This window comes from Mangrovimonas sp. TPBH4 (genome assembly GCF_001280505.1).
Lineage (GTDB): Bacteria > Bacteroidota > Bacteroidia > Flavobacteriales > Flavobacteriaceae > Mangrovimonas_A.
On sequence record NZ_LBIO01000058.1, the window covers coordinates 79,222 to 102,319 of the forward strand.

General features: G+C 37.6%; 20 protein-coding genes. 15 read left to right on the forward strand and 5 right to left on the reverse strand.

Annotation, left to right across the window (positions count from 1 at the left end; translation table 11 throughout):
* Positions 1-296 precede the first annotated feature (296 nt).
* The 5 genes from glgB (at position 297) to ZA05_RS14710 (ending at position 7,740) form a co-directional block, all read left to right on the forward strand.
* Positions 297-2,216 carry a 1,4-alpha-glucan branching protein GlgB gene (glgB, locus tag ZA05_RS14690; protein ID WP_053992551.1) on the forward strand — a complete coding sequence of 640 codons (1,920 nt, stop codon included), beginning with the start codon at positions 297-299 and terminating at the stop codon, positions 2,214-2,216.
* Between the two features lie 139 nt (positions 2,217-2,355).
* Positions 2,356-4,761, forward strand: coding sequence for a glycoside hydrolase family 31 protein (locus ZA05_RS14695; RefSeq protein WP_053992438.1), 2,406 nt, complete (start codon positions 2,356-2,358; stop codon positions 4,759-4,761).
* Between the two features lie 91 nt (positions 4,762-4,852).
* A complete protein-coding gene (locus ZA05_RS14700; protein WP_053992439.1) occupies positions 4,853-5,671 on the forward strand; it encodes a M48 family metallopeptidase in 819 nt (272 codons plus the stop codon).
* A 72-nt stretch (positions 5,672-5,743) separates the two neighbouring features.
* A complete protein-coding gene (locus ZA05_RS14705; RefSeq protein WP_053992440.1) occupies positions 5,744-7,087 on the forward strand; it encodes an MFS transporter in 1,344 nt (447 codons plus the stop codon).
* 59 nt (positions 7,088-7,146) lie between these two features.
* A complete protein-coding gene (locus ZA05_RS14710) occupies positions 7,147-7,740 on the forward strand; it encodes a hypothetical protein (RefSeq protein ID WP_053992441.1) in 594 nt (197 codons plus the stop codon).
* 55 nt (positions 7,741-7,795) lie between these two features.
* On the opposite strand, the gene ZA05_RS14715 is transcribed toward ZA05_RS14710, so the two are convergent.
* Together ZA05_RS14715 and ZA05_RS14720 are read right to left on the reverse strand one after the other, a co-directional pair.
* Positions 7,796-8,218, reverse strand: coding sequence for a DoxX family protein (locus ZA05_RS14715; protein WP_053992442.1), 423 nt, complete (start codon positions 8,216-8,218; stop codon positions 7,796-7,798).
* A 59-nt stretch (positions 8,219-8,277) separates the two neighbouring features.
* Positions 8,278-9,906 carry an acyl-CoA carboxylase subunit beta gene (locus ZA05_RS14720; RefSeq protein WP_053992443.1) on the reverse strand — a complete coding sequence of 543 codons (1,629 nt, stop codon included), beginning with the start codon at positions 9,904-9,906 and terminating at the stop codon, positions 8,278-8,280.
* A gap of 159 nt (positions 9,907-10,065) precedes the next feature.
* On the opposite strand from ZA05_RS14720, the gene ZA05_RS14725 reads away from it, so the two are divergent.
* From ZA05_RS14725 to ettA, 5 genes are all read left to right on the forward strand, one after another.
* Entirely contained in the window at positions 10,066-10,599 is a 534-nt protein-coding gene (locus tag ZA05_RS14725; protein WP_053992552.1) for an NADPH-dependent FMN reductase, read from the forward strand.
* A 14-nt stretch (positions 10,600-10,613) separates the two neighbouring features.
* Positions 10,614-11,051 (forward strand): MarR family winged helix-turn-helix transcriptional regulator, encoded by a 438-nt coding sequence (locus ZA05_RS14730; protein ID WP_082333800.1) that lies wholly within the window; start codon positions 10,614-10,616, stop codon positions 11,049-11,051.
* Between the two features lie 69 nt (positions 11,052-11,120).
* Complete coding sequence (locus tag ZA05_RS14735; protein WP_053992553.1) at positions 11,121-11,840, forward strand: pirin family protein; 720 nt, start codon at positions 11,121-11,123, stop codon at positions 11,838-11,840.
* A 108-nt stretch (positions 11,841-11,948) separates the two neighbouring features.
* Positions 11,949-12,131, forward strand: a complete 183-nt coding sequence (locus ZA05_RS14740) for a CAL67264 family membrane protein (RefSeq protein ID WP_053992445.1) — start codon at positions 11,949-11,951, stop codon at positions 12,129-12,131.
* A 49-nt stretch (positions 12,132-12,180) separates the two neighbouring features.
* A complete protein-coding gene (ettA, locus tag ZA05_RS14745; RefSeq protein WP_053992446.1) occupies positions 12,181-13,872 on the forward strand; it encodes an energy-dependent translational throttle protein EttA in 1,692 nt (563 codons plus the stop codon).
* Between the two features lie 231 nt (positions 13,873-14,103).
* Here ettA and ZA05_RS14750 read toward each other — a convergent pair whose 3' ends face one another.
* From ZA05_RS14750 to ZA05_RS14760, 3 genes are all read right to left on the reverse strand, one after another.
* Positions 14,104-15,033 (reverse strand): hypothetical protein, encoded by a 930-nt coding sequence (locus ZA05_RS14750; RefSeq protein WP_053992447.1) that lies wholly within the window; start codon positions 15,031-15,033, stop codon positions 14,104-14,106.
* Between the two features lie 231 nt (positions 15,034-15,264).
* The gene (locus tag ZA05_RS14755) at positions 15,265-15,495 is read right to left on the reverse strand and encodes a hypothetical protein (RefSeq protein WP_157514722.1); all 231 of its coding nucleotides are present in this window, start codon (positions 15,493-15,495) and stop codon (positions 15,265-15,267) included.
* Between the two features lie 87 nt (positions 15,496-15,582).
* Positions 15,583-16,515, reverse strand: coding sequence for an MBL fold metallo-hydrolase (locus ZA05_RS14760; protein WP_082333801.1), 933 nt, complete (start codon positions 16,513-16,515; stop codon positions 15,583-15,585).
* Positions 16,516-16,691: 176 nt separating this feature from the next.
* Here ZA05_RS14760 and ZA05_RS14765 point away from each other — a divergent pair, with 176 nt between their 5' ends.
* The 5 genes from ZA05_RS14765 to ZA05_RS14785 all read left to right on the forward strand — a co-directional run bounded on the left by ZA05_RS14765 (position 16,692) and on the right by ZA05_RS14785 (position 23,073).
* On the forward strand, positions 16,692-18,032 hold the full coding sequence (locus ZA05_RS14765; RefSeq protein WP_053992449.1) for a hypothetical protein: 1,341 nt from the start codon (positions 16,692-16,694) through the stop codon (positions 18,030-18,032).
* Between the two features lie 126 nt (positions 18,033-18,158).
* Complete coding sequence (locus tag ZA05_RS14770; RefSeq protein ID WP_053992450.1) at positions 18,159-19,217, forward strand: hypothetical protein; 1,059 nt, start codon at positions 18,159-18,161, stop codon at positions 19,215-19,217.
* Positions 19,218-19,302: 85 nt separating this feature from the next.
* Positions 19,303-21,267 (forward strand): AAA family ATPase, encoded by a 1,965-nt coding sequence (locus ZA05_RS14775; RefSeq protein WP_053992451.1) that lies wholly within the window; start codon positions 19,303-19,305, stop codon positions 21,265-21,267.
* Entirely contained in the window at positions 21,257-21,838 is a 582-nt protein-coding gene (locus ZA05_RS14780; protein WP_053992452.1) for an NUDIX domain-containing protein, read from the forward strand. Before ZA05_RS14775 ends, ZA05_RS14780 begins: the two co-directional genes overlap by 11 nt.
* Complete coding sequence (locus tag ZA05_RS14785; protein ID WP_053992453.1) at positions 21,838-23,073, forward strand: DUF6638 family protein; 1,236 nt, start codon at positions 21,838-21,840, stop codon at positions 23,071-23,073. Before ZA05_RS14780 ends, ZA05_RS14785 begins: the two co-directional genes overlap by 1 nt.
* Positions 23,074-23,098: the final 25 nt, after the last annotated feature.

Below are 23,098 nucleotides of genomic sequence, written 5' to 3' on the forward strand. Positions count from 1 at the left end.
TTTAGGTTCATTGGCCTTTTGTGCCGTGGAATTACAGCTAAACGCAAGACTGATAAGCATAACCGTGAGGATTTTTTTCATGATAGGACAGATTCAAAAAAACTTACATTTTGGGTTTAGTCGATGTAGGAAGAATGTCATTACGAAATCGTTATAATTAATTCTTAGGATTTTATTTACGTTGCTTAATGGGTTTATGCGTTTAAAATTGCTAATTTAGAACTTTACAAGCTATGATTTTTTATGGATGGATTGCTAGTACATCCATCGCAGTTATACCAAAACCTTCATACTATATGGCCGAAGTAATTGTACACAGTAAGTTTTCAGAATTTGATATCGATCTTTTTAAAGCGGGTAAGCATTATAGATTATACGAGAAATTTGGCTCTCATATTATGACTTTGGAAGGTAAGGAAGGTACGTATTTTGCTGTGTGGGCGCCTAGTGCCAAATCGGTTGCTGTTGTTGGCAATTTTAATTATTGGAATGATCAAGAGCACCAATTACATGTGCGTTGGGACAAAAGTGGGATTTGGGAAGGTTTTATTCCTGGTGTAGGCAAAGGAAGTCTGTACAAGTATAAAATCCACAGTCACCATAATGGCATCGTTACAGAAAAGGCCGATCCTTACGGAAGACGATGCGAGTTGCCTCCAAAAACAGCTTCTATTGTTTGGGACGATGCTTACAAATGGAAGGATAAACAATGGATGGCAAAAAGAAAAGATCACAATGCTTTGGATGCCCCCTTTTCTGTATACGAAGTGCATCTAGGATCTTGGAAAAGAAAGAATAATGGCGAGGATTATTTATCCTATGCCGAATTTGCAGAAGATTTAGTGAAGTATGTCAAGGACATGAACTTTACTCATGTGGAGTTGATGCCAATCATGGAGTTTCCTTACGACCCCTCTTGGGGTTACCAAATAACAGGGTATTTTGCGCCAACATCACGTTTTGGCTACCCCGAAGAGTTTAAATTTTTGGTCGACAAACTGCATCAAAACGATATTGGAATTATCTTGGATTGGGTGCCTTCCCATTTTCCGGAAGATGCCCATGGATTGGGCTATTTTGACGGTTCCAGTCTTTACGAACATCCTGATAGACGAAAAGGGTATCACCCAGATTGGAAAAGTTTGATTTTTAATTATGGAAGAAATGAGGTGAAATCCTTCTTGATTTCCAATGCCATGTTTTGGTTGGAGCAGTTCCATGCCGATGGCTTGCGTGTGGATGCTGTAGCGTCTATGTTGTTCTTGGATTATTCCAGGGAAGAAGGTGAGTGGGAACCTAACATGTTTGGAGGTAGGGAACATTTGGAAGCTATTTCATTTTTAAGGGAATTGAACGAGGAAGTGTTTAAAAGCTTTCCAGATGTACAAACCATTGCCGAAGAATCTACAGCTTTTCCAATGGTGTCAAAACCGACATATTTAGGAGGTTTGGGCTTTGGAATGAAGTGGATGATGGGTTGGATGCACGATACCTTAGTATATTTCTCAAAGGAACCGGTTTATAGAAAATACCATCAAAACGATTTGACCTTTTCCATGACCTATGCCTTTTCGGAGAATTTTATTTTGCCATTGTCGCATGATGAAGTGGTTTATGGGAAGCGTTCCCTATTAGGAAGAATGCCTGGCGATGAATGGCAGCGATTTGCTAACCTTAGGTTGATGTACGCCTATATGTTTACCCACCCAGGAACCAAATTATTGTTCCAAGGAGGTGAGATAGGACAGGGAGAGGAATGGAATTTTTTGCAGAGTATCGATTGGCACTTGTTGCAGTACAAAGTGCATAAAGGTGTGCAAACCTTGGTTAAAGATTTAAATGCCTTCTACAGAACAGAGCCGGCACTTCACGAAAAGCAATTTACCAATGATGGATTTGAATGGATAGATTTCAGTGATTCGGAGAGTTCTGTTTTGGTGTATTTCAGAAAAGGGAACAACCAAAAAGACCATGTAATTGTGGCCTGCAATATGACACCAACCCCAAGAATTGACTATAGAATTGGATTGCCTTTTAAAGGAAAATTAAAAGAGGTCTTCAATAGTGACCTCAAAAAATATGAAGGCACTGGGGAGTATAAAAATAAGATGAAATCTTCTCAGGATATACCATGGCATTATCGTGATGATTCTGTGGAAATTACAATTCCACCATTAGGAATGGTGGCCTTTAAATATCAAAATGTTAAAATGTAATTTGTTATAAAACAGAGGGTTTTGTTGCTTTATGTTTAAAATTCAAGCCTTTAATTGTTTAGTTGGCAAAACTTAGTGTCGAGTATTTTTTATCTCTAAACTAATGCGTTTTTTTGTTAGTATATAAGAACTATGACTTATGATTTTAAATACTGAATTAGAAAGAAAGGGAGATTTGTTTCCTTCTAAAATTGTAGCATACAATAAGGATGTAGATACCTTATATTTTACTACAGAAAATAATGTCATTCTGGAGTTAACGGTTGTAAGAGATAGTGTTTTACGATTTCGTTACACCACTTCAGGAACATTCGATAATGATTTTTCCTATGCCATTACCAAATATGCCAGTACCGGCTATAATTTTTTGGAGATCGAGGAAGAATCCACTTTATATAAAATCACGACTTCCAAACTTATTTGCCATATTTCCAAATTGAACTTAAAAGTGACCTTGTTTGATGCCAAGGATATGACGCTTATTAATGAAGATGAATTGGGATTCCATTGGGAAGAAAGTTATGAATTTGGAGGTGATGTTGTAAAGATGAGTAAAACGTCCCATGATGGCGAATGTTATTTTGGCTTGGGAGATAAACCCGTAAAGCTGAATTTAAAAGGAAAGCGTTTTGAAAATTGGGTGTCCGATTCCTATGCCTATGGAAAGAACACCGATCCTATTTATAAAGCCATTCCTTTTTATACAGGATTAAATGGGAATAAGTCCTACGGGATCTTTTTCGACAACACGTTTAGGTCGTTTTTTGATTTTGCTCAAGAACGACGAAATGTCACCAGTTTTTGGGCACAGGGAGGAGAGATGAACTATTATTTCATCTATGGACCGCAAATGAGCGATGTTGTTGCCAATTATACAGATTTAACGGGGAAACCACATCAATTGCCGCCATTGTGGGCACTTGGGTTCCATCAATGTAAGTGGAGTTATTATCCAGAGTCGAAGGTAAAGCAGATTACCCAAAAGTTCAGGGATCTTAAAATTCCATGCGATGCCATTTACCTGGATATAGACTATATGGATGGGTTTAGATGTTTTACTTGGGATAAAAATTATTTTCCAGATCCTAAGCGAATGGTCGAAGAACTCATGGACCAAGGGTTTAAAACGGTAGTTATCATAGATCCTGGAATTAAAATAGACCATAATTACAATATTTTCAAGGAAGGTCTGGAAAACGATTACTTCTGTAAACGGGCAGACGGACCTTATATGAAAGGAAAAGTTTGGCCAGGAGAATGTTATTTTCCCGACTTTACGAATCCAGAAGTTAGGGAGTGGTGGTCTGGCCTTTTTAAGGAGCTTATAGAAGAAACCGGCGTTAGAGGTGTTTGGAATGATATGAATGAGCCAGCCGTTATGGAAGTACCCAACAAAACATTCCCGGATGATGTGCGTCACGATTACGAAGGAAACCCTTGTAGTCACAGAAAGGCGCATAATGTTTATGGAATGCAAATGGCAAGAGCTACTTACCAAGGGCTTAAGCGTTACACGTACCCAAAACGACCTTTTGTAATAACCAGGGCTGCCTATTCCGGAACTCAACGTTATACTTCCACTTGGACGGGAGATAATGTGGCGAGCTGGGAACATTTATGGATTGCCAATATTCAAGCGCAACGAATGGCTATGTCTGGTTATTCTTTTGTAGGGAGTGATATCGGTGGTTTTGCAGAGCAACCCCAAGGGGAATTGTTCACTAGGTGGATTCAGTTAGGGGTCTTTCATCCGTTCTGTCGTGTGCATTCCTCTGGAGATCATGGTAACCAGGAGCCTTGGGCATTTGATGATGATGTTACCAAAATTGTTAGAAAGTTCATTGAGCTACGCTATCAATTGCTTCCTTATCTATATACTACTTTTTGGCAGTTAGTTGACGAAGGAATCCCTATATTGAAATCTCTTGTATTGTTTGATCAAGAGGATATCCATACTCATTACAGAACAGATGAGTTTATGTATGGAGATCAAATTTTGGTGTGTCCTGTACAAGAACCAAATGCAAGAGGCCGTAGAATGTTCATTCCAAGAGGCGAATGGTATAATTTCTGGAATGACGATTTGGTGATGGGAGGAAGAGAAATGTGGGTAGATGCCGATATTGATAGTATCCCAGTGTTTATCAAGGCTGGCGCCATAATTCCAATGTATCCGGTACAGCAATATGTGGACGAGAAAGAGATCGATCAGGTTACTTTAGAGGTCTATTATAAGGAAGGGAAAGAGGATTCTATTTTGTATGATGATGCCCATGACGGCTACGATTATACCAAGGGTAGATATAGTTTGAGAACCTTTAAGTTAACGGGGAAATCCAATGAGGTAATCATTCAACAGCATAAGGAAGGCAAGTATGACGCTACCATTGATACTTTTATGGTGAAGTTTCATGGTTTGCCATTTCACGTAACAAAAATTGAAATTGATAATGTAGACATTCCTTTGTCTGAAGTTAAAATGAATGGCAGTAACAGTATGGTAGTTAGTGAGAAATTCACTCAGTTACATATTATTGGTGAGTAAGGCCGAAAATAACTGGTTTTGAAAATTGAAATTATAATCTGTCTTGAATGATTTTTGTAATTTTAGACTTTCAAATCGAACTATGTATTCAATGACCTCAAAAAATCTATTCGCTACTGCTGTTATAACTTTGGCATTTATTTCATGTGCAACCAATCCGTTTACAGGGAAACAGACCATGGCCATTGTGCCAAATTCAGAGTTGTTTCCGGCTGCATTTCAACAATACGATCAGTTTTTAAATGAACATGATGTCATCAAGGGCACGAAAGATGCTGAAATGATCAAACGTGTGGGTGAAAAAATTGCGACAGCAGCAAAACAATGGTTGGATGCCAACGGATATCAAGGCTATCTAAAGGATTATAAGTGGGAATACAATCTTATCAAGGATGACCAAAAAAATGCTTGGTGTATGCCGGGAGGGAAGATTGTGTTCTACACAGGAATTTTACCAATTGCCAATGGAGAAGCTGGGGTAGCAACTATTATGGGACATGAAGTATCGCACGCATTGGCAAACCATGGTCAACAGCGAATGAGTGCCGCATATGTGCAGCAGGGAATTGCCATGGCTGGAAATATGGCCATCAACAATGAGAGTGATAGAGATGCGTTTAATTCTTATTACGGCGTAGGTTCCAATGTATTGGGAATGTTGCCTTTTAGCAGAAGTCACGAAAGCGAAGCTGATAAAATAGGGCTGACCCTAATGGCCATTGCGGGGTACGATCCAGCAGAAGCAGTTGGTTTATGGGAACGTATGGCAGCTGAAAGTGGAGGACAGGCGCCGCCTGAATTGTTAAGTACACACCCTTCCAACCAAACAAGAATCAATAATTTGAAAGCTTTGGTTCCCACGGCAAGGGCAGAGGCTAAAAAGTTTGGAGTGACTTCCTTTATCAAATAAAGTATAAAATAAAAAATTTGTTTACTTTCGAAGCTACACCGTATAGGTGTAGCTTTTTTTATAACCATTTATATGACGACATACCCAAAAGGAAGTAAAAAACTTCTTAATGCCTGGGCCTTTTATGATTGGGCCAATTCTGTATATACCTTAACCATTGCTTCAACCATTTTTCCGATTTTTTACGGCACTTTAAAGTTTGTCGATGGCAATAAGATTCATGCCTTCGGGTTTGAATTTAAGAATACAGCATTGATCACTTTTATAACTGCTTTTACATTTTTGGTAGTGGCAGTTATCTCTCCAATATTGTCGGGAATTGCAGATTACATTGGGAACAAGAAAGTGTTCATGCAGTTTTTTTGCTATTTGGGAGGTCTGGGCTGTGTGGGACTTTATTTGTTCAGTTTAGACTATATTTATTTGAGCTTGTTGTTCTATTTCTTTGGATTGATAGGATATTGGGGGAGTTTAGTGTTTTACAATTCATATTTACCAGATATCGCTTTTGAAGAACAACAGGATAAAATCAGTGCGAAAGGCTTTAGCTTAGGGTATATTGGAAGTGTTTTATTATTACTGTTGAATTTAGCCATGGTAATGAAACCAAATTGGTTTGGGTTTGATGTAGGAACAACTGAGGAATCCTATAATTCGGCCTCTATAAAAGCCATGCGTACTTCCTTTATCACCGTAGGTTTATGGTGGGTGTTGTTCAGTCAATATACGTTTAAGGTGTTACCTAAAGGGCTTTCCAAGAGTAACGGAAAAGTCAATAAACAGGTATTGTTCAACGGTTTTAAGGAACTTAAAAAAGTATGGGATGGATTGACCCATAACTTAAGATTGAAACGTTATCTCTATGCCTTTTTTGTATACAGTATGGCAGTTCAAACCATTATGTTGGTGGCTACCTATTTTGGGGAGCAGGAAATTAATTGGGGAGGAGAAAGCGAAAAGACCTTAGGGTTGATTGTGAGTATTTTGGTTATTCAGGTGGTGGCTGTTTTGGGAGCTTTTTTGACATCAAGAGCCTCAGAAAAGTTTGGTAATATCCCAACATTAATTGTCATCAATTTTATATGGATGGCACTCTGCTTTTATGGGTATTTTGTGGAAACGCCTATTCAGTTTTACATTACTGCGGCATTTGTAGGTTTGGTGATGGGAGGCATTCAGGCTCTATCCCGTTCTACCTATTCCAAGTTTTTACCGGAAACCAAGGACACAACCTCGTATTTTAGCTTTTTCGATGTGTCTGAAAAAATAGGCATTGTAATCGGAATGGTCATCTATGGATCCATAGACCAAATTACTGGAAGCATGCGTAATTCAATCCTATTTTTATTCATTTTCTTTTTAATCGGTATCATTTTATTACTACGTGTGCCAAAACAAATTTCACAAACTGATTAAAATGTTTATGTTTGTGGAATCAACTCAAAACTATTCTTTAACTAAAAAACTACGTTGTTATGAAAAAATTAGGAATGCTTTTATCATTATTTGTCCTTTTGTCTGCATTTACTTGTGAGAATGAGCCTTTAGATAGTGATATTTCTGGAGCCGATGGAAGCAATAATGGAGCCTCTAATGGAGCATTGGTTGGCGATTGGGAGACGATTTCTTTTAATGCTACCATGAATACTTCTACAGGAATGGGAGGGATGAATATGGATGTAGAGGCTGTTATGGAAGCTGTGAATATGGATTATGTAGTAACATTTACAGAAAATTCGTTTACTTCAGCTGGAAGTTATGATATTGAAACTGATTTGACTGTAAATGGAATTGATAATGGCACAACCACATCATCACTTACAGATGTTGATGGGAATGGAAATTATTCAACAAGTGGCAACACCATTACATTTGATGGTTCTCTATTTGAATTGGAAGTGGACGGTCTAGATACTTCTGCACTTGGAGAGGCTCAAACTGGTCAATATACCTTGACTAATAATGGGCAAACCTTAACAATAACACAATCTCAAGATTTAAGTCAAAGCCAACAAGGAGTTCAAGTTACTAGTACAGTGGAATCTGTTATAATATTGAATAAACTTTAGAATTTTAATAAGTAAAAAAAGCCACTCTCAAAAGAGTGGCTTTTTTTATGCCTTCTCATTGCTGCATTTTAAAATAATAATCTGCAGAATGTTTTCCTGATCCATAGAACAAGAAGAAAATACACACCAAAAGTGTAATAGTGGCCACCACCAAATTGGTGGTATTCATTTCTCCTACAAAATTAATCAGAATGGCCCCGATTAATATTGGAAGCTGAGCGATAATGGCCCATCTTGTAAGCAGGCCAAAAGCTATTAAAGCTCCGCCGATAAAGTGGGCAGGAGCAACATAATGAACCGTTATCATACCTCCAGCTATATTTTGGATAGGAGAGAAGAGGTCCATTAAAATTTGGCTATTGGCCATAAAACTAATGCCCTTTGTAAACAAAAAGACTCCCAGCACAATACGTAACAAATCTAGTGGATAATAGGTATGTGCATTGGCCCATTTGTTCAATGTTTTTATGGTACCCATGACTAATAAAGTGTTGATTATTAGTCTTTAAATTACAAAAAATAAGCGAGATAAGGAAATTATACCTGTAACACGCCCAAGTTGAAAGACTTTTCAATAGGGGCATGATTAGCGGCTTCAATTCCCATACTTATCCAAGTTCGAGTATCCAAAGGATCGATAATGGCATCGGTCCATAAACGTGCAGCAGCATAGTATGGAGATACTTGATTATCGTAACGGTCTTTGATCTTTTTATACAGTTCTTCTTCCTTTTCTTTAGTGATCGTTTCACCTTGTTTCTTTAAAGCAGCTGTTTCAATTTGTAACAATACTTTTGCAGCCGAATTACCGCTCATCACAGCAAGTTCTGCACTTGGCCATGCCACAATTAGTCTTGGGTCGTAAGCCTTTCCACACATCGCATAGTTACCCGCGCCGTAACTGTTTCCAATGACGATGGTGAATTTGGGAACTACGGAGTTGCTTACGGCATTCACCATTTTAGCACCATCCTTTATGATTCCTGAATGTTCGCTTTTACTTCCTACCATGAATCCTGTAACATCCTGAAGGAACACCAATGGGATTTTCTTTTGGTTACAGTTGGCAATAAATCTTGTGGCCTTGTCGGCTGAGTCGTTATATATGACCCCTCCAAATTGCATTTCGCCTTTTTTGGTTTTGACCAATTTCCGTTGATTGGCCACAATTCCAACAGCCCAGCCATCTATGCGGGCATAGCCCGTAATAATGGTTTGTCCATAGCCTGCCTTGTACTCTTCAAATTCTGAATTGTCCACCAAACGTTTGATGATGTCGTACATATCATATTGTTCGGCACGACTTTTAGGAAGGATACCATAAATATCTTCTGGAGCTTCTTTTGGTTTTGCACTTGCAGCTCTATTGTAACCCGCTTTATCAAAATCACCAATTTTATCCACGATATTTTTAATAGTGTCCAAGGCATCCTTGTCATCTTTGGCCTTATAGTCTGTAACACCTGAAATTTCACAATGCGTTGTAGCGCCACCCAAGGTTTCGTTGTCAATGGTTTCTCCAATGGCGGCTTTCACCAAATAACTTCCCGCCAAAAAGATGCTTCCTGTTTTATCTACAATTAATGCTTCATCACTCATAATTGGCAAGTAGGCACCACCAGCAACGCAACTTCCCATAACGGCAGCAATTTGGGTAATTCCCATACTGCTCATTACGGCGTTATTTCTAAAAATGCGACCAAAATGTTCCTTATCGGGGAAGATTTCGTCCTGCATTGGTAAATACACTCCGGCACTGTCCACTAAATAAATGATAGGAAGTTTGTTTTCAATGGCTATTTCCTGGGCACGTAAATTCTTTTTACCTGTGATGGGAAACCAAGCCCCTGCTTTAACTGTAGGGTCATTGGCGACAACAATACATTGTTTCCCTTTTATATAACCAATTTTTACAACCACACCTCCGGAAGGGCAGCCGCCATGTTCCGTATACATGTCTTCCCCTGCAAAGGCACCTATTTCAATGCTTTTGGAATTTTTGTCCAAAAGATAATCAATGCGTTCGCGGGCCGATAATTTCCCTTTTTCGTGAAGTTTTTCTATTCGTTTCTTGCCACCACCTAATTTCACAGTAGCTAAGCGTCTTTTTAAGTCGGAGAGTAGTAATTTATTGTGGTCTTCGTTTTTGTTGAAGTTGATGTCCATAGCTGAATTTTAATTTTCGCTAAAGTAAAAAAATAAGTTTTTTGCTGAAAGTATAAATTTTGATAAGAATAAATAAGAATTATTAAATTACATGTAAATAGTTTCCTTGGAAAATAATTTGGTTTGTCGTATATTTCCATGGAAACTAAATTAAAGGTCATGAAACATATTATAGGATTTGCCGGTAGCAACAGTAAGAACTCCATCAATAAACAATTGGTGAAGTATACTTTGGAGCAATTGGATGGTGCAACTGCAGAATTGCTCGATCTAAATGATTTTGCCGTACCATTATTTGGTGTCGATTTAGAAAAGGAACAGGGATATCCTGAAAATGCGAAACGGTTTTTGGAAAAAATACGATCGGCAGATGGCGTAGTGATATCCTTGGCAGAACATAATTCGGCTTATACAGCAGCATTTAAAAATATGTTTGATTGGATGTCTAGAATTGATAGAAAACTTTTCAATGATAAGCCTATGTTATTGATGGCTAGTTCAACCGGTTCCAGAGGAGGAGCTTCGGTTATGGCAATGGCCTCAGATAGATTTCCAAGGCACAGCGCCAATATAGTTGCTAAGTTTTCTTTGCCATCTTTCAATGATAATTTTTCTGACGGCAGCATTGCTAATGAGGAGTTGAATGAGGAATTAAAGGAGGAGATTTCCAAATTTAAGAAAGCCTTACAATAAAAAGTATAGAAGTTATGGGAGATATTTCAAAAGACATCAATTCAAGTTTTGCCAACAACAAATTGAAGGCCTTGATAAATATTATGTATACTTCAAATTGGATTACCAACCATCAAAATAACTTTTTCAAGCCCTTTGGTATTTCTCCTCAACAGTATAACATATTACGAATTTTAAAAGGGGCAAAATCATCCTTAAAGGTCCAAACCATCAAGGAGCGCATGATAGATCGTGCTCCGAATGCTACAAGGCTCATGGATAAATTGTGTTCCAAGGGATTGATAGAGCGCATTCCATGTGAGAGTGACCGGAGGGTGGTGTTTATAGAAATCACTAAAAATGGCTTAGAACTTTTAGATGCCATTGCAGACGATTTTGATGTGCAATTGGTAAAGAATCTTACAGAAGAAGAAGCCGGTTTGTTAAGTGACCTTTTAGATAAAATGCGTTGATAAGAATTTGAGTAACTATTTAAGTTGAATAAATCTTCTGAACAGAAGAGCAAAAGAAAGGAAATTAGAATGAAAACAGTAGTTCATAAAGCAGATAGTAGAGGCTTTGCCAACCATGGTTGGTTACAGGCAAATCACTCCTTTAGCTTTGCGGGATTTTATAACCCAGAAAAAATCCATTTTGGTGCTTTACGGGTGCTTAATGATGATGTTATAGCGCCCAAAATGGGTTTTGGAACACATCCGCATGATAATATGGAAATCATCACGATTCCATTGGGAGGCGTGTTGAAACATAGAGATTCTATGCACAACGAATGGCAGTCTGTATTACCGGGAGAAGTGCAGGTGATGTCGGCCGGAACAGGAGTACAGCATTCCGAAATTAATGGTTCGGAAGATAAACATTTGAGTTTGTTCCAAATTTGGGTATTTCCAAACAAGCAGGATGTGGCGCCGCGTTACGACCAAAAAGGGTTCGAACCTTCAGAACGTAAAAACAAATTGCAGACCTTGGTGACTTCCATTGATGAAGATTTTGAAGGAAGTTTGAAAATCCATCAAGATGCCGTATTGTCACGAATAGACTTGGATGCAGGAAAGAGTTTCCAGTATCAACTGAAATCGGAGAACCACGGAGTTTACGTGATGAATATCCATGGAGACCTTCAAATTGGAGATGAAAACTTGAAAACTAGAGATGCCATTGGGGTGTGGGAGACAGCTTCCTTTGAAGTTCTTGCCAATGAAGATTCTGAAATTCTATGTATTGAAGTTCCAATGATTTAAGGGCTTTTAAGAATATCACAAATAGAAATGCGTCATGAAAGTGGCGCATTTTTTCGTTTAAAAACACGATATTTGTACTCCACTAACTATCTAAATTAAATAGAGATTATGGCGATGAATAAAAATACGGTTTTGGCTTGGGCTACTACCATTATGATATTTGTAGGAATAGGTTTAATAGCACTGGGTGCTTTTAGATACAACGAAGTTGCAGGATGGGGCTTTGCCGCAGTAGGTATTGGCTTTTTTGCCATTGCTTGGGTATTTAATGCGCTTAAAGGAAGGGTTTAGGCATTTCTACCGATGTCGAGTTTTTTTATAAAATAATATTTCAAAACACATGAGTGACGATAAAAAAGTGATTTTTTCAATGTCTGGTGTTACCAAGACATTTCAGAGCGCCAATACACCGGTGCTTAAAAATATCTATTTGAGCTTTTTCTATGGGGCAAAAATAGGTATTCTGGGACTTAATGGTTCTGGGAAATCTACCTTGCTAAAAATCATAGCTGGGGTTGACAAAAATTATCAAGGAGATGTGGTGTTTTCTCCAGGGTATAGTGTAGGTTACCTAGAGCAGGAACCAAAGCTAGATGATGATAAAACGGTCATGGAAGTGGTTCGTGAAGGGGCTGCCGAAACGGTGGCTATTTTAGAGGAATACAACAAAATCAACGATATGTTTGGTTTGGAGGAAGTGTATAGCGATCCAGATAAAATGGAAAAGTTGATGAATCGCCAAGCGGAACTTCAGGACCAAATAGACGCCACCAATGCTTGGGAATTGGATACCAAATTAGAAATTGCCATGGACGCACTTCGAACACCCGAAGGCGACAAAAAAATTGGAGTCCTATCAGGAGGGGAACGTCGTAGGGTTGCTTTATGTCGTTTGTTGCTACAGGAGCCGGACGTTCTGTTATTGGATGAGCCTACCAACCACTTGGATGCAGAATCGGTGCACTGGTTGGAACATCACTTGGCACAATATAAAGGAACTGTTATTGCGGTAACCCACGATAGATATTTCTTGGATAATGTAGCTGGTTGGATTTTGGAATTGGATAGAGGAGAGGGCATTCCTTGGAAAGGGAACTATTCGTCTTGGTTGGATCAAAAGTCCAAGCGTTTGGCGCAAGAAAGTAAATCGGCATCTAAACGTCAAAAAACGTTAGAGCGCGAGTTGGAATGGGTACGCCAAGGAGCTAAGGGACGTCAAACCAAGCAAAAGGCACGTTTGAAGAATTATGATAAGTTGATGAGCCAGGACCAAAAGCAATTGGATGAAAAATTGGAAATCTACATTCCAAATGGACCTCGTTTGGGTACCAATGTTATTGAGGCAGTAGGTGTGAGCAAGGCTTATGGAGACAAATTGCTTTATGAAGATTTGAACTTTAACTTACCACAAGCAGGAATTGTAGGGGTAATTGGACCTAATGGTGCCGGTAAAACCACGATTTTTAGAATGATTATGGGAGAGGAAACTCCGGACAAAGGTGAATTTGTAGTAGGTGAAACTGCAAAGATTGCCTATGTAGACCAGAGCCATTCCAATATAGATCCTGAAAAATCAATTTGGCAAAACTTCAGTGATGAACAGGAGTTGATCATGATGGGAGGGCGTCAAGTAAATTCTAGAGCTTATTTAAGCAGATTTAACTTCTCAGGAAGTGAGCAGAACAAAAAGGTAAGTTTACTTTCTGGTGGTGAACGTAACCGTTTGCATTTAGCGATGACGCTAAAAGAAGAAGGAAACGTATTGCTTTTGGATGAGCCTACCAACGATTTGGATGTAAATACGCTGAGGGCTTTAGAAGAAGGTTTGGAAAACTTTGCGGGATGTGCGGTAGTCATCAGTCACGATAGATGGTTCTTGGATCGTATCTGTACTCATATTTTAGCATTTGAAGGTGATAGCCAAGTGTATTTCTTTGAAGGTAGCTTTACTGAATATGAAGAGAACAAAAAGAAACGTTTGGGAGGTGACTTAATGCCAAAACGTATCAAGTACAAGAAGTTGGTGAGATAACATCTTTTCAATTGAATAAACAAAAAAACAGCCTGCATTTGCAGGCTGTTTTTTTGTTTATAGTTCAGCGTAAAACTTTTCTATTACTTAGGATTAAATCAGAGTAATGATACCCTATAAACTAGAGTATAGAATGAAGTTGTTATACTCTATGATTGTTGGGAATTAGGCTGAAATAAAAAAGCCTGCTAATTGCAGGCTTTTTATATCGAAATAACTTAGAAATATATATTATTTCAAGTTAACTGTTTTTGCTTGAAAAACAGATGGAGATACATTTGAAAAATCAAGGTTAAATCTTCCTCCGCTTAAAGAGTAGAAACCAGAAGCTCCACTATATTCACCTTCAATAACAGTTCCATCAGTTAGGGTGATTGTGTATGTAGCTTCAAGTACACCTTCTTCAGTTTCTGTTGCCCAGCTAATAGCGTCTAAAGTGAATTCAACACTTTCTATGATTGCTTGGTCATCTTCAAAACCAACTACATCTTCATTTCCAGCAATTATATAAGCCTCATATGCTGCAGGTACAGTAACACCATCCCAATCAGCACCATACCAAGTGTAAGAACCTGTTGGAGGTGTAACATCGGCAAGTGTATAAACTGGTTCTCCAGTTTCTTCATCAGTACCAGATGGATCAGCAGCTTGATAAGCAACACCAATATAAAGGTCGTTTGGATACTCACCATCTACTGCTTCGTAAGCATTAAAGTACATGTAAGTAATACCTCCTTCAGCAATACCAGCAAACGCGAAGGCACCAATTGAAGTTGTAAACTCTTGAGTTCCATCAATTACAAAAGAATCAGAAGCTTCTACTAATGGTAATTCAACGGTTACAGTGATAGTATTACTTACCAATTCACCATTGGTTGCGTGGATAGTATATTCTCCACCTGCAGTAGGGGTAAATACATTAGAAGTTAATGCAGTACCACTAGCAAAATAAGTTGAAGCGCTTGTTACATCTTCATTAAGATCATTCATAACAGATAGCGTTACAGAACTTCCTAATTCAATAGTTGTCACATCAGCAGTTAAGTTAATTGAAGTAGCAACTGGATCTCCTCCTCCAGAAGAATCATCATCACTACTACTACATGAAACTAGGGCAGATGTTCCCACAAAAAGAGAACATAATAATAAAAGTTTTTTCATAGTTGTTGTTTTAAAATTAAATTTTCGTTGCCAAAGATATACTTATATAATTAATAATCTAAAAAAAGCTGTTAAAATTAATGTGAATTTATTCGAGAATGCTCAATTCTAAATGAATGGGATTAACCTTATCGAATAATTGTGAATCCATTAAAGTTTTTGATTCAAATATTCAATGGGGAAGTAGTTTGGGTAAGCTAACATCATAAAAAAAGAACCGTTTTTTGGTTCTTAATTGTTATCGTATAAATGGCCTTCAGTAAAATCTTTATAACTTTCATCTACCGATGCTTTATAAGATTCCATTTCGGTCAACCTTTTGTTTTCGGCCTTTAATTTGTACATTTTAATAATGGCAACCACTATAAAAAATATAAAGACAGCAGCGGTTAGAATTAGGACTACCGTAAGCTGCGTTGTACTGACCAAAAAATGAGATGAGTAGGCTAATATTTTCATCATTGTACAGATAGATAGGGTTTTGCAAATCAAATATACAATATTAATTTTAACAGCGTTGCTTCATTTTTTATTTGTTAACAAATTGATTTACAGATTTTGGTTGTACCATTCCAACTGTACGACTTCGATATTTTTATTACCCACTTTTACCAAATCCTTAAATTTTTCCACATCACTATAGCCTTTGGTTCCTCTGTAATGATAAGGATATACTTTTTTAGGTTTGAAATCAAGCACAGCGCTCGCGGCACTATCAAGAGTCATGGTGTATGGAAGGTTCATGCACACAAATGCAATGTCGATGTTTTTAAGGTTTCTCATTTCTGGAATGTCTTCTGTATCTCCCGAAATATATACTTTGATACCGTTAATATCCAAAACATATCCATTTCCACGGTCTTTAGGGTGAAATTGAAGCGCCTCTTTTCTTAAATTATACATGGGAATGGCATCTATATTCAATTCTACTTTAGAAGTTTTATAACCTTTGCTTAAGCCATTAAACATAAGTTCAAAATTTTTAAGTAGAGAAGCACTTAACCGTTCCTTTACAGCTCTTGGACCAATAATTATGGTATTTGATGATATTATGGACTCTAAGGTAGGTACATCCAAATGATCACCATGGATGTCCGTGATTAAGATGAAATTAGGAGGATTGATGCCTTCATATAGTCCTGAACCACCAACAGGGTCAATATAGATTGTTGTTCCCTTAGTTTCTAAAATCATGGAAGCATGCTCTATGGCCGTAATTTTGATATCTCCATCAATGGAAACATTGCTTGCGGTATTTTTTTTAACATCAGACTTTTTATTTGCAGGAGTAGGAGTTGTTTCCTTAGTTGGTACTACTGTGGCGGAAGAGTCTTTTTCTACTTCTTCAATATCTTCAGGAGTAGTGGGCGTTGGACTTTCTACTGTTGAAGGTGTTTCAAGGGGTTCTTTTTTATCACTCTTACAATTAAATAATAGTAAGGCTACGGCTAAACTTAATGTAATGTAGGATTTATTGGTCATAAGATTTTAGTTTTTAGTTAAATATAAAATAAGAAATTTTAAATAAATATCATGTAACAAATTAGTTTGTTAAACTACTTATATTTTTACAAGGATTTAATTTTATAAATGATATTTTTTTAACGAAATTGCCTATCCAAAAAATATTAACGTTCAACTAAAAATTACAACTAAATATGTCTGATGATTTCGATTTATTGGAAACGAACTCCAATCCAAGCCAAGAAAAAGTAGATGTCAATTGGGGAAAAGCCATTGACACCATGAAGTCCAAATTAGCACAAGAAGATGACCCCGAAGTGCGTCAGAAAATATTGAATGCCACTTTGGATGATGTTGTTCATATGGCCGAAAAGGACCGTTCTACCTTGTTGGATGCCATTAAGGATTTAACAGATTATCAGGATGAAGTAGGAATCATATTTGAGGACTTTTCTCATTTAAATGCGGAAGAGCAAAAAGTTATTGATGATGCCATAAAACGCTTGGAGCGTGCTAGGGTTGAACTTGAAGATGCCGAAGCAAAACCAGACACATGGTGGAACAACCTTTGGGGGCGTAAAAGCAAAATCAAGGAAGCTGAGCAAGAACTGCAAAATGCACAAAAAGATAGGGATGCGGCAGATAATAAAGCCAAAGCATTGTTTCAACAGCGTATAGAATCAGCCGATGTGCAAACTTTATTAAGCGAGTTGTCTTTTAAGAGTCAGGCGGCCGTATCACGTTTGAAAAATCGTGAAATGGAAATCAAGGAAGTTGAAGATAAGCTCCAGGATGCCATTGTAGAAGCAACTAAAAACCATACCAAAGCGCTTGAAAAGAAAAAAGAGGTTGAAGCAAAACTTGAAGAGCAATATGCTTTGTTGAAGCAGGCGCGTCAAGAATTGGAAGAAATTGCCGATAAGCAATCTGCAGAATATGCGCAAGCCGTTGGAAAAGTAACCGAACTTGAGCAAAAGGTTGAAGAGTTGGAAGGTCTTAAAAATGCCTACACAACTTTGGCGGCTTCTAAGGATAGTTTTGTGCACAAGCATAATTTAACGATTAAGGTATTGACTTCTCTTAGAAGTAACCTGCAAACGCATAGAGCAAAATTAAAGAGTGATACTGAAGAGCGGTTAAAATACTACGATGGTTATGTTGTGGCTTTAAAGGCTCGTACCGATCAAGAATTTGCTGCAATTTTGGAACATCTGGGAGTTAAAACAGATGAACACATTGGGGAAACTTTAGCTTCGATGCATACGGCTAGTGCTAGAGCACGCCAAGAAATGATGGATAATATTCCTGTTCATGAAAAAGTAATGCAAGGTGTGTATAGTAGTTATGCCGAAGCGCTACAGGAAATTCGTGAAAAGGATACGGATATCCAAAAGAACTTCGCTGAGCGTTATGGAATCGATATGAAAGAAATCTTTGAAGATTACTATAAGGCAGATGCGAAAGAATCAGTTGAAATAGAAACTACAAAACCTGCAAAAAAAACAAACGAAGGTAATGACGATTTGTTAAGTTAAATAGAAGCATTCCCTCGAAAGAGGGAATCTCTTTTTTTTAGCACCGCTTAGGTATATTGGTCTAAGGTTAGATAATAGGAAACTTCATAATTATCTAATCAAATAAAAGTTTAAAGTAATTTTTAAATGTCTGTAGAGCATATTGTAACACCCTTGGATTCGGCGATTCTCGATTCAAAGGAGCATTATAATTTTTACCATGATATGGTGGATTTTGCCTTGAAGGAATTGATTGTTAGTGTGCAGCGCAATGCATTGTGCACAAAACAGGAAATTATCTTTTTTAAGCAATATTGTGACTTGTTGATGTATTCCATCGAGGCGATGCGTATCAAGTATATGTATGATGATGAGGATAATATGAAAGTGGATTTAACAGAGTCTGGCTTTCCAAATTATTTGGAGTTCCGGTATTTGTTCAACGACCTTGAACTTCGTGACCAATATTTGGATAAATTGACCCCAATCCCAGTGCTACAAGAAGAGTTTCTAGATACCTTGTTACGAAAAAAGCAGCCGGTAAAGCGAAGCAGGCTGTTTCAGGCGGCTTCCATTTCCTATTATCAATCGGTGAACAAAAATTATATTTTCAATCGTTTTGTTCAGAGCAAAATTATTGAAGCTCCAGAAGGTGCTCCAAGTGAATTGATGACGAGCTGGAGTTTCTTTGATGTCGTACTCAACCGTCCTTTCATATGTTTTATGTATTTCGACTTAAAAGGAAGCAATCGTATTGAAGACATTAAAAATGATATTTATGAAGTGCTAAAAGCGGTTGGGGATAGAAAAATGGCTTTGGATACCATGGCGTATGGCATCGATAAAAAATTACCCAATATCTACCCAAAACTTATCAAACGAATTGACTTGGGCCCACTTCACAATGTGTTTGCCAAGGATGAAAATAAAATAACCCATGCCATTTTACAGGGGATAGGTAAAAAGGAAATTCCAGTGGAATCCTATGCCATGTCTTTGGAAATAGATGAAGTAGGTTCCAATGGAGACTTTAGTAAAGGTGGTTATTTTTCTAAGCAAACATTTCAAAAATGGAGTGAACCTACAAAGGAAAAATACGTTTTTGCACCTCATAGGGTTATTCAGATGTTATACAGTAAAACGCAAGAGGTCATGAACCAATTGGCAAAACCGCCTATTGAAATTAGTAGTTTGCCATCCAAATAAATATTAAAAAATAATCAACCTAGGTCAATCATAGAAGATAGAAAGAAGAACAACGAATGACCTTCAAAATATTGAATGAAATTATATGGAACATAATTCCACTTTTCCTATAAAGCAAAATGAATTGGACATGCTTCGCGATGAAGCAACCTCATATTTAAAAAGTATCCAATGGGAACAGGGGCAGCGTGCAAAAAATCGAGATAAGGATAGTAAGGACGATTCCATTTTGCTGTATTTATCTAGAGCAAATAACGGAGGTAGCGCAACTGAAATCACGTCTATTTCCAAAACTATTTTAGGTTTAAAGAAGCGTTTGTTGCCAGAATCTGTCGCCATCCCTCTGTATTTAAATGAGACCCTTTATGCTGTTCAGGAAGGAATTACTCTGGGTATTTGGATTAAGGATAGTTATTATGATGCTTCGGGCCTTTCTAGTTTGAATGAGCGTAAATCTGCTTTGGATACTTCAGGGAAGCGTGAGTACGAAAGCAAAATGCAAACGGCTACAGCATTTATGTTATATGCTACGGCCTATAATATTTTATTTCGTTTAAAGTCTGTCGCTTCAGACGATTTAAGTGTGATGAAGCAAAAGTTTGCCGGTATTCCAGAAGTGTCTTTGTTGTCTCCTTTAAAAGGAATTTCCTGTATGCTGTTTTACTATGATAAATATTTGTCACATCCGGATATTATCAAGTCAGATAAGGATGTTGTGGATTTTACCGTGGTATATTTTGAAGCTTTAATTGCTGAAATCCAAATGCGTAAAAGTACTTTGGAATACCAAGAAACCATTTTAGATCGCACCTATAAATTGGAGAATTCAGATTTTGCCATTTCGGGATGGGAAAATGTGTTTATGGGGGCTGCCAAAAGTGTCGAGTTTAATAAAATTCAGTTTGAACAAATCGTTGGAAATCGTGATGCAAAGCATTTTGCTCGACGTTTAACAGAACGTTTGTTGAGTTATGATTTCATTGAAAAGAAGAATCCTTTTCAAGAGTTGGGAGGTTTTATGCCGGTTTTTATGGGGTATGGAATTCCAGGGACTGGAAAAAGTATGCTGATTGCCGCTATTGCCACACGACTTAAAGAGCATTGTGACAATTTGGATATTCCATTTTTGTTTCACCCAATGCCAGATACTCTCATTAGTACGTTTCAGGGAGGTTCCGCAGAGAAAATGGTGGAATGGATGAAGCCTTTGCAGGATCCTTCAAAATTGATTTTTGCACCTATTGATGATGCCGAAAACAACCTTCAGGAACGAACTTCTCAAGGGGTCTCGGCAGGAGTTAAGGAAGTTATTGGTGTCTTTTTACGTTATACAGAAGGAGCTTACGCTGTGAATTACGGAAATAGTTCCATTGGTTTGTTTACCAACCTTCCGGAAATGTTGGATAAGGCAGTGATTTCCCGTGTGCAGGGACGTTTTAAAATTGATGGAGCGCAGACAGAGCATGACTTTTTGGATCAGGATTATTTATGGTGGCGCAAATTTGAAGATACCATGCCGGATTTTGTGAATATGGAAAACCCAAAGGATTATACCTATTTACAGCATCAAGGCTTGGCTAAAAACATGGGAGAGATTCTTCAAATTGTGGATAAACCAACAGAGGCAAGGGTACATGACATTTATGACAGAGTGGAAGCTTCATATCCTTCCAATTCACATTTGTTTTACGCCAATTTGTATAAGGAAATTCAAACCGTTTTTCCATTCTTTTCGTCTAGAGATGTTCGTAATATCCAATCGGCTATTTCATTGCGTTTAACTGATTTTGACCTTGATCAGAATTGGTTTGACAATCCGGAAATCTATTTCAAAAAGGATTATGAAACCAAATTTGGGATGTTGAAAGAATTGATGCGTGAAAATATGAATGGTTTGAACTTTTCGGAAATTAGAAGACAGGAAGTAGTTCGTTATTTAGATAACGTAGCGACCATTGCCGATACTGATTTTAAGCGTAAAGTTGATGAGCGTGTAGCACAATTGAATATAGATTTAGCAGCAAGAAAAATGTTTGAGAATGGGCACTAATCGTGTGAAAAATATAAAGAGAGAAATACTGTCAGACCAATGGGCTTTGTTGGAAAAAGTAAATTATGATTACCAGTTAAAATCAGAGAAGTGGGTACGTCAAAACAGGGAATCGTATAACCGTGGAGATGGTGCTGCCATTTTGCTTTACAATCCACCAAAAGGGACTGTGGTTTTGACAAAACAATTTCGGATGCCGACCTATTTAAATGACAATAGCGATGGTTTTTTGGTTGAAGCCTGTGCCGGTATGTTGGATAAGGACCATCCGGAAGATTGTATCATTAAGGAGGTAGAAGAGGAGACAGGTTACCGAATTAAGGAAGTTAAAAAGATCATGGAAGCTTATTCTTCTCCTGGAGCAGTTACCGAGAAAATGCACTATTTTGTTGGAGAATATTCCGAGGACATGAAAGTTAGTGAAGGTGGTGGTCTTGAGAGTGAGCTGGAAGATATCGAAGTGATGGAATTGCCTTTTTCAGAAATTGTTGAAATGGTAGGCAATGGCCAAATCCAAGATGCCAAAACTATTATTTTAGTACAATATGCCCAAATTCATAAGTTATTGTGATGGAAAAGCTAAAAGCGGCAAATTTATTTAGAAGTGAGTTGCTTCCCGTAAGTGGAAAATTGGTAGAGCGCTACAACCAATGCTTGGTAAAGCTTGGATTTACACCTACAAAATTGACACAGTTTTCGATTGATGGGATTGGTTGGAGTCCAGAAATTGCCGAAGAAAAAAACGAAATACACTATCTCAATAACGGGGAAGCCAATGCACATGGTATTTTAATTTCGCCTTTACAAAAAGGGAAACCTGTGTATGTGCCTTTTCATACGTTCGATAGGGAAATCATGCAGTATGTGTTTAGGGTTCATGGTCAAAAAATTACTGATATCACTAGAGATTGTGCTATTTGTTTGGATTTTGACCAAAAAATAGATGTGTTTTATGAACCCTTGGATTTGCTTAAGTATAAAGATGTTCAAATACGGTTTCATTTGATAAATGACCTTGATAAAGCGAAGAAAAAACAAATACAGCTAATTGAAAAGTTCAAAAAAGATCAAAATTTTATAGATGAAGGGCTTCATTCAAAATTACTGGAATCTGCCAAGAAATATGGGGATTTGCGCAATCGTGATTTAGAGTTGTCCGATTTACAATTTACAACCGAATCCTTCTATACAAGAGCCTTTGGGGGGGTTTATGTGTTGCGAGATTTTATCATGCCTATAGTGGTTTTTGAAGATTTACATTGGTACAAGGAGGCTATTAAGGATACGGTTTATGAAGTGTTGATTTATCATGTGTCTCAACCGGAATTGATGGACAAATTACGGGACCATGTATTGATTGAATGCGATTTGGAAAAGGTTGTGAAAACAGATCGGTATGACCGTGTTAAAAAAATGGAATTGGCGGAAAGCCTAACGGAACCCAATCATCCTATTTGCGATATTCTTAACGACAGTGTACTGTTTAAAAGTTACTTGAACAAATTGGATATTGAAAGCCGTAAGCGAGTGATGAGTGTTGAACGTTATTTGGAGAAAATGGAAGTGAGCAATCAATATAAAATATCTGATATCGTAGATTTGAAAATGTACGAAGCGCTTCATAGTCCTCATTCCTCTTTGAAAGCGAAACACCAAGACCTGATTTGGCAATTATTGGTGAATATTTCACCAAAAGATGTGTTGTTTTTGTATTGGTACGACAAGGAAGCATTTTATCAAGAATTTAATAATTGGGAGGATTCCCTTCAGGACTGGGTAATCCAAACCATACGTAACAATATTTAGTTGGGTTAGAAGGAGGAAGCTTGAA